This is a genomic window from Streptomyces sp. NPDC054770 (assembly GCF_053611985.1).
Genome location: NZ_JBSHBL010000144.1, coordinates 1 through 10190, shown reverse-complemented (window position 1 = coordinate 10190; position 10190 = coordinate 1). Strand labels below are relative to the sequence as shown.

The 10190-nt window shown below is 72.6% G+C and carries 10 protein-coding genes; 1 reads left to right on the top strand and 9 read right to left on the bottom strand.

The features are described from left to right. Positions 1–82: 82 nt before the first annotated feature. The 9 genes from ACWGKQ_RS50780 to ACWGKQ_RS50740 form a co-directional block, all read right to left on the bottom strand. The gene (locus ACWGKQ_RS50780) at positions 83–1015 is read right to left on the bottom strand and encodes a hypothetical protein (protein WP_453298939.1); all 933 of its coding nucleotides are present in this window, start codon (positions 1013–1015) and stop codon (positions 83–85) included. Between the two features lie 33 nt (positions 1016–1048). Beyond that, positions 1049–2482, bottom strand: a complete 1434-nt coding sequence (locus ACWGKQ_RS50775; RefSeq protein ID WP_453298938.1) for an FAD-binding protein — start codon at positions 2480–2482, stop codon at positions 1049–1051. A 41-nt stretch (positions 2483–2523) separates the two neighbouring features. Beyond that, positions 2524–3114, bottom strand: coding sequence for a YciI family protein (locus ACWGKQ_RS50770; protein ID WP_453298937.1), 591 nt, complete (start codon positions 3112–3114; stop codon positions 2524–2526). 115 nt (positions 3115–3229) lie between these two features. Next, complete coding sequence (locus ACWGKQ_RS50765) at positions 3230–4216, bottom strand: NAD(P)H-dependent flavin oxidoreductase (protein WP_453298936.1); 987 nt, start codon at positions 4214–4216, stop codon at positions 3230–3232. Between the two features lie 335 nt (positions 4217–4551). Then, a complete protein-coding gene (locus tag ACWGKQ_RS50760; protein ID WP_453298935.1) occupies positions 4552–5580 on the bottom strand; it encodes a LysR family transcriptional regulator in 1029 nt (342 codons plus the stop codon). Positions 5581–5728: 148 nt separating this feature from the next. Then, the gene (locus ACWGKQ_RS50755) at positions 5729–6358 is read right to left on the bottom strand and encodes a TetR family transcriptional regulator (RefSeq protein WP_453298934.1); all 630 of its coding nucleotides are present in this window, start codon (positions 6356–6358) and stop codon (positions 5729–5731) included. A 78-nt stretch (positions 6359–6436) separates the two neighbouring features. Then, positions 6437–7168 (bottom strand): HAD family hydrolase, encoded by a 732-nt coding sequence (locus ACWGKQ_RS50750; RefSeq protein WP_453298933.1) that lies wholly within the window; start codon positions 7166–7168, stop codon positions 6437–6439. Then, positions 7165–8295 (bottom strand): oxidoreductase, encoded by a 1131-nt coding sequence (locus ACWGKQ_RS50745; RefSeq protein WP_453298932.1) that lies wholly within the window; start codon positions 8293–8295, stop codon positions 7165–7167. Before ACWGKQ_RS50745 ends, ACWGKQ_RS50750 begins: the two co-directional genes overlap by 4 nt. Continuing rightward, complete coding sequence (locus ACWGKQ_RS50740; RefSeq protein ID WP_453298931.1) at positions 8289–9293, bottom strand: ScbA/BarX family gamma-butyrolactone biosynthesis protein; 1005 nt, start codon at positions 9291–9293, stop codon at positions 8289–8291. The genes ACWGKQ_RS50745 and ACWGKQ_RS50740 overlap by 7 nt, the downstream gene beginning before the upstream one ends. 227 nt (positions 9294–9520) lie before the next feature. On the opposite strand from ACWGKQ_RS50740, the gene ACWGKQ_RS50735 reads away from it, so the two are divergent. Continuing rightward, positions 9521–10168, top strand: a complete 648-nt coding sequence (locus tag ACWGKQ_RS50735) for a ScbR family autoregulator-binding transcription factor (RefSeq protein ID WP_453298930.1) — start codon at positions 9521–9523, stop codon at positions 10166–10168. The last annotated feature ends 22 nt before the right edge of the window (positions 10169–10190 follow it).

Genomic DNA, 10190 nt, shown 5'->3' with positions numbered 1-10190 from the left:
GGCCCCCGCCGGCCCGGCGCGGCCCCGCCGCCGCCCGACCCCGGCCCCCCCCCCCCCCCCGCCACGGCCGGTCCGGCGTGGGTCACCGGACGCCGGCGAGGGTGCGTGCGGTCGCGATGGCCTCGCCGTGTTCGCCGAGCAGGTCCTTGCGGTGCTCCACCGGCAGGTCGTAGCGGCCCAGGACCAGGTCCGGCAGCGGCAGCGAGGGCCTGCCCTCGGGGATGTTGGCGAGCAGCAGGTCAGCCAGTTCCAGGACCGGGGCCAGGTCGAGCCGTGCGGCGGCCTCCGGGTCGGTCCGGTCGAGGTGGGCCAGCCACTGCTCGGCGATCAGGTTGCCGGGGCCCTTGCCCATGCCCTGGATCGAGGAGTCCATCCAGGTCGCGCCGGCCGCGGCCGCGCTGATGGCGTTGGCCAGGGCGAGCCCCAGGTTGTTGTGGGCGTGCAGCCCCACCGGGCCGCCGGTGACCGACCTGGTCAGGGTGGTCAGGTCGGTGGTGTCGACGGGGGAGAGGCTGCCGTTGGAGTCGGCGAGGTAGACGAACTCGGCGCCGGCGTCGGTGGCGGCGGTCGCCACCTCGACCACGTCCCGGCCCGGCCACTGGCTGATCCGGGCGAAGTTGACGCCCACCGTGAAGCCGAGCTCCTTGGCCTGCCGGATGTGGCCGAGGCCGGTCTCGTAGCCCTTGGCGGGCAGGATGATCCGGACCAGGCGGGCGCCGGCCGCGTACATGGCCGGCAGGTCGTCGCGGGTGATGTTCTTCGGGTGCAGGATCATCGCGACCCGCTCCGGGCCTATCTCCTGGGCCATCGCGGCGATGAAGTCGTCGTCGCCGCGGCCGGTCAGCCCCAGGTCGGGTATCGGGAGCAGGGAGCCCTTGCGGTAGGCGATCTCGATCCAGTCGAAGCCGGCCTCGACGCTCAGCTTCGCGTGCTTCAGGGCGTATTCGAGCGGGAAGGCGAAGCCGTTGCGGTAGCCGCCGTCGCGGAGGGTGACGTCGATGTTGACGATACTCATGGAGTCTCCAGAAGCTGCTGACGTGGGGTGGGGTCAGGCGGTCTGCCGGGCGGCCGCGTGGTGTGCGGCGAGCCGTCCGAAGATGAGCGAGCGCAGGACCGAGGTGGCCGGCGGGTAGGCGTGGTAGAAGAGGCCGGTGGCCTCGCCGGCGGCGTACAGGCCGGGGATCGCGGTGCCGGACGGGGTGACGACACGGGCGTCGAGGTCGGTGCGGACACCGCCGTAGGTGAAGCAGATGGCGGCGGTCACCGGGACGCCGATGAACGGCGCGGTGTCCAGCGGGGTGGCCCAGTTGGACTTCGGCGGGGTGATGCCGACGGTGTGCTTGCCGTCCAGGCGGGTCGGGTCGAACTCCCCGGGTGCGACGGCCGCGTTGAACTCGGCGACGGTCTTCTCCAGCGTCTCGGCGTCGACACCGAGCTTTCCGGCGAGCTCCTCCAGGGTGTCCGCCTGCTCCGGAGGCACGTCGCTGAGCAGGGAGTTCATGATCCCGGGGATCGCCAGGGTCTTGGCGTCGGCGATCCAGTACGCCTCCTGGTCCTGGTTCTTCCAGATCTCGTAGCCGATGTGCTCGAAGGTGTTGTCCCAGGTGTCGCGGCCCTCGTCGAAGAAGCGCTCCAGACGGCCGTTGACGAAGATGCCGGCCGGGAAGCCGTACAGCACCGAGTCCGCCTTCGTCGTGCGGCGGTCGACCGGTTCGGCGTGGATGCCGTCGAACTGCCCGGCCGTGTCCGCGCCGAGTTCCAGTGCCATGCGCAGCGCGTCGCCGCGGTTGTTGGCGATGCCCGGCGCGATCAGCGGGAGGTCGCAGGCGCGGTCGCCGAGGTAGCGGGTGAGCATCTCGGCGTTGCCCTCGAAGCCGCCGCAGGCGAGCACCACCGCACGGCCGGACAGCCGTCGGGTGCGGCCGTCGGCGCCCCGGACCACGACACCGTCCACGGAGCCGTCCTCGGCGGTGGTCAGGCGCAGTGCCTCCGTCTCGTAGTGGATCTCCACGCGGGGGTCGCGCTCCAGGGCGGCGCCCAGGTGCTCCACGATCGAGGCGCCGCCGCCCCGGGGGCTGGCCGGCTTGGTCATGGAGGGGGTGCCGGCGGCGAAGGTGTGGGGGAGCGGGAAGTCCTCGAAGGCGATCTCGACGCCGTGCTTCTCGACGAAGGCCAGGGTCTGCGGGGCTTCCCGCTCGACGGTACGGCAGTAGTCGGTGTCGGCCAGGCCGCCGGAGACCCGGCCGACGTGCGCGGCCCAGTCCGTGTCCAGCTGCCGCTCCTGGTCGATGCGCAGGAAGGCACCGGTCCAGCGGGTGGCGCCGCCGCGGTCCTTCTCGGCCGCCCTTTCGAGCACGGCTATCCGGGCGGGCGTCGCGCGACCCTCGGTGGCCTCCGCGAAGGACAGGGCGGCCGACAGTCCGGCGGCGCCGAATCCGACGACGACGAGGTCGTACTCGGCGGACGTGGACGAGGTGGACATGCTGTCTCCTTCTGGGTGTTGACGTATGTCGGGGGCGGTGGTCAGCGCTTCGGAGTGATGACCCGACTCGTCCGGTACAGGCGGTACTTGGCGCCGGTGGTGGTCTTCGCGAAGGCCTCGTAGCGGCGCATGAACTCGGGGTCGTCGAAGATGGCGTTGAACCGCTTCTCGTCCGTCCAGGCCGCGAGGTTGACCATGGCGTCACCGTCGACGGCGGTCAGCAGGCGGGAGCCGCGGAAGCCGTCGGCGGTGGCGGCGACGTGTTCCACGGCCGAGGCGAGGGCGTCGACCGAGGCGGGCGCGTCGTCGGTGGTGGCCACGTTGATGAGCAGCACGCTCTCGTCGGGTTCGGCCGCGGTGACCACGCCGGGACTGACGCTGCGTGCCTCGAAGGCGACGATGTCGTACGAGGCGATGCCGAGCCGGGTCCAGGGGTCGCTGTCGACCAGCTCGCGCACGGTGGCCTCGTCGAGGTCGGCCGTGACGACGACCGCGCCGCCGTCCGGGCGGGGCCCGTTCAGCAGGATGCGTCCCCGGTCCGCGTGCTCGCGCAGCCATGCCTTGTGCTCCGCCATGTGCGCGGTGACGGTGTCACGGGGGACGAGGTAGGTGAGGGTGAGGATATGGATCACTTGCCAACTCCGTTTCTACAACGGCCCGTCTGGGGGTACCCCCGCTGGGGGAGTTCGAGGGCGAGGCCGTTCAGGCCGGTACGGGGGTCCGGGGGGCGGAGCCCCCCGGTGACGTTCACCGTGCGGACGTGACCCGCCCGGCAAGGTCACAAAGAATCGTTTCGGCGTCCATGACGGTGTCCCGCACCACGCTCTCGGCCGACCGCACCTCTTCGACGAGGTCCAGTACCTCGCCGGCGAACAGCGCCCGCTGCGCCGTGTCGTCGCGGGCGACGGCCGCCGTCCACTCGGGCTCGATGTCGGCCCGCCGCGCGGCCAGTTCGGCGTCCCGCCCGGTCCAGGCGCGGGTGAACGCATTGCTCACCGACCGTGCCGTGTACATCTCGTCCCACGGAATGCCGCGCACGACGTCGAAGGAGCGGGTGTCGACGAGATCGGCGGTGGCGCCGGACACCAGGGCGGTCTTGAAGCCGGCCGTGCCCATGGACTCCTCGGTGAGCGCGAACCGGGTGCCCATCATCACGCCGTCGGCCCCGAGGGCCAGCGCGGCCGCCAGGCCCCGCCCGTCCGCGAAACCGCCGGCCGCCACCACCGGGACCGCGCCCTGCACGAGGTCGAGGACGGCGGGGATCAGCGGCAGCGTCGCCTGGGTCTTGTGGTGGCCGCCGGCCTCGGCGCCCTGGGCCACCAGCACCGACGCCCCGGCCTCCAGGGCCACCGCGGCCTGTTCGCGGTCGTGCACCTGCACCACCACCTGTGCCCCGCTCGCGGCGGCGGAGCCCGCATACCGGCGGACCTGGTCGGCGTCGCCGAACGAGAGGGCGATCACCGGTGGCGCGTAGCCGAGCACCTTGTCCCACAGACCCGGGCGCTCGTCGAAGGTGAACATCACGCAGCCGACGCCCCAGACGCCGCCCTGCTCGGCCGTCGCGGCCACGTGCTCGTCGATGAAGGCGGCGTCGCCGTAGCTGACGCCCACCAGCCCCAGTCCGCCGGCGCGGGTGACGGCGGTGGCGAGCCGTGCGCCGGACACGGAGCCCATCGGGGCGCTGACGATCGGATGGTCGATTCCCAGCAGCTCGGTCAGCTTGGTCGAGATCACGCTTCTCCTCTGTTTCCCGGCGCGGCCGATGAACGGATCGGAAATGGGGGGGGGTGACGAAACACCTGGCCGCCGATAATTTCCGCAGCCACTGGTCCGTGTTTCAAAGACTAGATTCCGGTGTTCTTCGATGTCCAAGACGGAAAGCGCGTGGCAGTCATAGGGCCTGGCCTATGGGGGTGACGGAATTAACCCGCCGGAACGCGGAATGAAATGTTCCGGGTGGCTCCCGAAGAAATCCCGGTGCTGTCCGGTAAAGGCGGAACGACCGGCAGAAAAGGATCGCCCCGGAGCCGCAGGCGGCTCCGGGGCGATCGGGACGGCGGAATCGGTGATCAGGAGAGGAACGGCCAGCCGCGCCGGGCGGCGACCGCGCGCAGGTAGCGGGCCGAGCGGCTGCCGGCGAGCGTGGTGACGGCCAGGCGCTCGCGCGGTGCCGCGGCGGTGGGCAGCGGGCGCCACACGAGCTGCGGGTCGCCTTCCACGCTGAGCCGCGGGCGCAGCGCCACCACGTCGCCGACGGTCTGCAGCGCGTGCACGAACAGGGCGGGCTGGTCCTGGTCGACGGGGTGGAGCACGGCGTTCCAGCCGAGGGCGGTGAGCTGGGCCGGCACGGTGTCCGCGTAGCCGGGCGCGCACCCCTCGTCGTACCAGAGGAGCCGTTGTGCCGAGAGGTCCGCCCAGGTCGGCCGGGGGTGGCGGGCCAGTGGGTGGCCGGCGTCCATGACGACGCCCAGCGGCTCGTCCCAGACCACGGCCCGTACCAGGCCGGGCACGGCCACCGGCAGTCGTACGATGCCGAACGCGATCTCGCCGTGCTGCAACAGCTCCGACTGGTCCGCCGCGTTGACCGACCGCATCCGCAGTACCGGGTCCGTGGGGCTTGCGGTGCGGTCGGTGTCCTGCCCGGTGAGGCCGTTCTGCACCTCGGCGAGTACCTCGGCCGGCACCCCGCCGCACACGCCCACGGGCCAGAGCAGGGGAGACGGCGCGGCGGCCGCGATGGCGGACCGCAGCTGCCCGGGAATGCTCTGGATTTCCCGCAGGAACGCCCGCCCGCCGGTGGTCAATTCGACACCACGTGAACTTCGGATGAAAAGCGGAGCGCCTATCCGCTGCTCCAGTCTCTTGATCTGCTGACTCAGACTTGGCTGGGATATCCGCAATTCCTGGGCAGCTCCGGAAACGGTGCCGGCCCGGACCACGGTCAGGAAATACCGGAGGTGCCGCATGTCGAAGTCGTCGACGTGCTCGGCATGGGTGACGGCGCGTCTGACCCCCTCGTGGGTCGGGTCGCCGAGGACCTCGCCGGTGCCGATGCGGCCGCCTGGGAACGGCTCGACCCGTTCGTCCAGCACAGTCATTCGCTTGCCCCCTTCACGTGTCGAGTCGTTGCCGCGCCCGGCCCGCCCGCTGCCGTGCCGAGGTGGTCCGGGCGGAACTGGGCCATCTCAGCATCACAGAAAAATCCCTTCGGGAAGGTATTTTTACGCCTCCGCAACGCGCTGCTCATCAGTTGCGCGCGCCGCCTTCGGCCACCTGCCCGTCCGGCAGCGGCCGCGGATCGCCGGCGAGCGCGTCGAGGAGCAGTTGCCACACCGACTCCCAGGCCGCGGCATCAGTGCACCCCGCCGGCCCGAAGGACACGTGCAGTGCACCGTGCATCGCGGTCAGCAGCAGCTGGGCGACGAGCTCGGGCGGCCGCGGGGGCATACCGCCCTCCTGCTGTGCGCGCCGGACCAGCTCGACCAGGTTGCGCTGGACGTCCCCCGAGACGTCCGGCAGGCCCCGCGTCAGGCTCGGGCAGTCGGTGGCCAGTCGCATGGCCGCCCGCAGCCGGACGTCCGCCTTCAGCCGGCGGGCGAGGTCGAGGACGAGGGTCTCCAGTGCTGTCCGGGCGGTGACGCCGGGGGTGTTCCGGGTCAGCAGCATCTCCTCCCACACCTCGTGGGACTGGGCCAGCAGGGCGCAGGCGAGGAGCTCCTTGGATGCGAAGTGCCCGTAGAGGGCTCCTTTCGTCATCCCCGTCCGTGCGGCCACGGCGTTGAGTGTGGCCCTGCTGTAGCCCTGGACGGCGAATTCCTCGGCGGCGGCGTCCAGGACCTTCTCCCGGGTGCGCCGTGCCCGTTCCTGCTTGACCATGCGGGTGCCCTCCAGTCTCGGCGAGAGGATAAACATACCCTCGCGAAGGAATGTTTTCAGGAGGGTGGAGCCGGCCGGTCATCGGCCGTTTTCCGAGGCCATGACGGACCGGTCGGTGTGGGGGGCCGTGCGGCGCGGTCCGGTGTGGCCGCCGAGCACGGGCCAGCCGGCTCGCCGGGCCTCCGTCACCAGCAGGGGGGAGCCGCCGACCACCACCGGATGTCCGACCGAGCGCAGCATGGCGAGATCGCTCGTGTGGTCGCCGTAGGCCCAGCAGTCCTCGGCACGCACTCCGCGCTCGCGCACGACGGCCGCGACGGCGTCGCCCTTGGCCCGCCCGATCATCGGCCGGTCCACCTCGCCGGTGAGCAGCCCGCCGGCCGTCACCTCCTGCTCGGTGCAGCGCACCCCGACGGCTCCGAAGTCCTCGGCCACCGCCTCCAGCAGCGGGCGCAGGGAACCGGACACCAGCACCACCTCGTGGCCGCGGCGCCGATGCCCGTCGACCGCTTCGACCCCGGCCGTCACGAACGCCCGCGGCCCCCCGCGGTGGGCGTCGTACCAGCGGCGCGCCGCCGACCTGAGCGTGCCGACGGGCACCCCGGCGAACCGGCGGTAGTACTCCCGGTTCAGCGTGTCCCGATCCTCGCCCGCTGCCACGCGGGCCCGCAGATCGGGCAGCCGGGCGGGGACCGGCCAGGTACCGGACGCGGCCCAGAAGTCCCAGAAGTCGAGCAGGGTCTTCGTGGCCAGCAGGGTCTCGTCGACGTCGAAGAAGGCTACGGGGGGCCGGTGTCGTGGCTCGGTCACCGCGGACCGCCCGGTTCCGGGGACAGCACCGCCGCCGCGTAGGCCCGCGCCGCCGCGTCGGGATCGAGCGTGCCGTGTCCCGCCGCGGCCGTCGCGTCCCGCCAGGCACGCTGCACCGGGTGGTCCGCCGACTGGGCGCGCGAACCGGAGGCGCGGAAGAGATCGTCCACCGCCTCCCGGCACAGGGCGGCCGCGGTCGTGGCGTCCCGCCGGTTCTCGGCCACCGCGAGCGGGGTGATCTCCCCGTGGTCGGCCCGCCCGGCCGCGCCGTCGAGGAGAAGTCCCGCGGTGTGGATCCGGGCCGAGGCCCCGGCCAGCACGGTGGCCGTCGCCGGGTGCGGGGACGCGACCGCGGCCCGCTCCGCCGTCCAGATGCGCAGGGCGCTGCGGGCGATGCCGAGGAGCGGAGCGGCGAAGACGAGGGCGGCGACCATGGGGAAGGGAACCGTGTGGCAGCGGGCCGCCCCGGGCAGCGGGCGCAGCAGGGCGTCCAGTGTGAACGAACGGTGGGCCGGCACCCGGACCCCGTCGGCCGCCACCGTGTTGCTCCCCGTACCGCGCAGGCCCGAGGTGTGCCAGGTGTCCAGCACCGCCAGCTCCGAGCGCGGCACGGCGAAGATCCGGTGCTCCCGGTCGGCCCCGCCGGGTGTCCACGAGGCGAGCAGCACCCAGTCGGCGTGGTCTACCCCGCTGGCGGGCCGCCACTCGCCGTCGAGCCGCCAGCCGCCGTCCGCCGCCACGGCACGGCCCTGTGGCGGTACGACCGCGGCGGCGATCCGCGCCCCCGGGCCCCGCTCCCAGACCTCGCTCTGTCCCTCGGCGGGCAGGTAGGCGGCCAGCCGGCCGTGCGCGGCGAACAGCGCGGCGCACCACGCCGTGGACCCGCAGTTCTCGGCGACCTCCGCGACGCCGGTCACCAGCGCCCCGAACTCCCCGGCCGCGCCGCCCCACCGGTCCGGCACGAAGTGGCGCGGAAACCCGGCGGCGGTGATGGCGGCCGCGACCTCGGGCGACAGCCGGCGCCGTGCCTCCGCCCGGAGCGCCTCGCGGCCGGCGAGGGCCGTCAGCCCGGCCTCTTCCGGGACCAGGCGGGCCGATGTGCTCTCCGTCCTTGGCACGGTCAGCATGTCGATCCGGCGAGCTGACGGTCGGCGCACGGCAGCGCGCACACCACGCGTGCGGACGCGAGTTCGCGGCCTCCCTGTTCCGCTCGGAGCAGGAGCTCGACCGCGCGCCCGGTGCCGCCCGCCTCGCCGACGCGCTCCGCGGTGACCGACACCGGCAGGTCCAGCTCGCCGAACGAGCTGAACCGGGTGACGAGCGACCGTATGTACCGGTCCGTGTCCGCGGCGGTGACGACGGCCACCTGCCGGAAGGCGGCCATGAGGGCCATGCCCGGTATGTGGTCCGACGGGTGGTCGAAGAGGACCGGGTGATCGAGGTCCAGCCGCAGCCACCACCGGTCGGGTCGCGCCCGGTCGGCGGATATGAGGACGTCGCGGTCCTGCCGCTGCCCGACACGGGACGGCGGCAGGGGCACGGCCCTGCTGGGCTCGGGCGCGGGAGCCGCCCCGGTGTCCGGTGCGCCGTGCTTCCTGAGCAGCGCGTAGCGGCGGTCTTCCAGCACCTCCCAGCGCACCCGGGCCCGCCCCAGCCGCCGGTGCTCCGTGTGCACCTCCGCGTCCAGCTCCAGCTTCGTCCGGCGCGGGTGCCGGTCCGTACGCAGGCACCGCGCGTCGAGACCGAGGGCGAGGGGGGCCGGGCCCGGTGCGGGCAGCGGCCCGGTGAGTTCCACGGCGAGCTCGCTGAGGACGAAGTGGTGGCCGTACGGCACCTCGTGGAAGCGGTGCGACAGATGGATGGCGGCCTGCCGTGCCGTCTCCGCCAGCAGGACCGGGTCGGACGTCCGGCCGCGCAGGTCGTCGAGGAAGTGGTCGCGGTGCCATACGGCGGCGACGGCGAACCGCTCCGCGTCCAGGCGGGCCGCGTCCGTGAGCAGGACTTCGCCGGTGGCGTGTTTGTGTACCGTTTCGCACGGCACGGGGTGGTCGAAACCGAGGCCGCTCCAGAGGTCTTGGAGACCGCGGGGTTCCGACGGCAGGGCAAGTGGTGGTACGAAATGCATGTTCTGGTTCCTCCCCAAGTCGCGGCAGCGGGAGTGGGCCTGCTGCCGTCCCGTCCCCACGGGAAGCGACCCGAAGAAAGATACCTTCTGGAAGGTTTATTGCGGAGGGTGTTTTTAGTCAACCCGGCCGGATGGATCCGTCCGGTGAGCCGTACACGTCATGTCCGCACCCGTGGAAGCCGGTCACAACCGGTGGAAGCCGCCACACGCAGAGGAACGGAGCCATCGTGGAGCCGCAGTCGGCGTACTCCTCGTTCGTCCACAAGGAGATCGTCACCAGAAGGGGGCCTGCTCCCAAGCAGGACCGGTCCGCACGCACCCGCCAGCTGGTGCTGACGGCGGCGTCCGAGCTGTTCGCGCAGCACGGATTCCGCCACACCTCGGTCAAGGACGTGGCCGACCGGGTGGAGATGACCAAGGGGGCGGTGTATTTCCACTACCCGACCAAGGAGGCCCTCGCGGTCGCCGTGGTGGAGGAGCACTACGCGCGCTGGCCGATGCTGCTGGAGCGGGTCGTGACGGAGGGGCACGGGCCGCTCGGCACCGCCGCCCGGCTGCTGGAGCGCGCTGCCCTGGCCTTCCGCGACGACGTCATCGTGCAGGCGGGGGCGCGACTGCAGATCGAGCGCCCGCAGATCGACGCCGAGCTGCCGACGCCGTACCTCGACTGGACGGAGCTCCTGGAGTCCCTGCTGGTCGCCGCCGCGGGCGCCGGTGAACTGCGGGACGGGGTGCTGCCGCAGTCGGCCGCGCGAGTGCTGGTCTCCGCCTTCTTCGGCACCCAGCACATCTCGGACGTGCTGCACGGCCGGACGGACGTGGCGGACCGCTGGGCCGAGGCGAGCGAGCTGTTGTTCCATGCGATCCGTGCGTGAGGACCCGTACCCGGTACGGCGG

What these genes read in the sequence shown, in the direction of transcription:
- ACWGKQ_RS50780 (WP_453298939.1), bottom strand. Translation starts at nt 1,015, where the DNA reads ATGAGTATCGTCAACATCGACGTCACCCTCCGCGACGGCGGCTACCGC.
- ACWGKQ_RS50775 (WP_453298938.1), bottom strand. Translation starts at nt 2,482, where the DNA reads ATGTCCACCTCGTCCACGTCCGCCGAGTACGACCTCGTCGTCGTCGGA.
- ACWGKQ_RS50760 (WP_453298935.1), bottom strand. Translation starts at nt 5,580, where the DNA reads ATGACTGTGCTGGACGAACGGGTCGAGCCGTTCCCAGGCGGCCGCATC.
- ACWGKQ_RS50755 (WP_453298934.1), bottom strand. Translation starts at nt 6,358, where the DNA reads ATGGTCAAGCAGGAACGGGCACGGCGCACCCGGGAGAAGGTCCTGGAC.
- ACWGKQ_RS50745 (WP_453298932.1), bottom strand. Translation starts at nt 8,295, where the DNA reads ATGCTGACCGTGCCAAGGACGGAGAGCACATCGGCCCGCCTGGTCCCG.
- ACWGKQ_RS50740 (WP_453298931.1), bottom strand. Translation starts at nt 9,293, where the DNA reads ATGCATTTCGTACCACCACTTGCCCTGCCGTCGGAACCCCGCGGTCTC.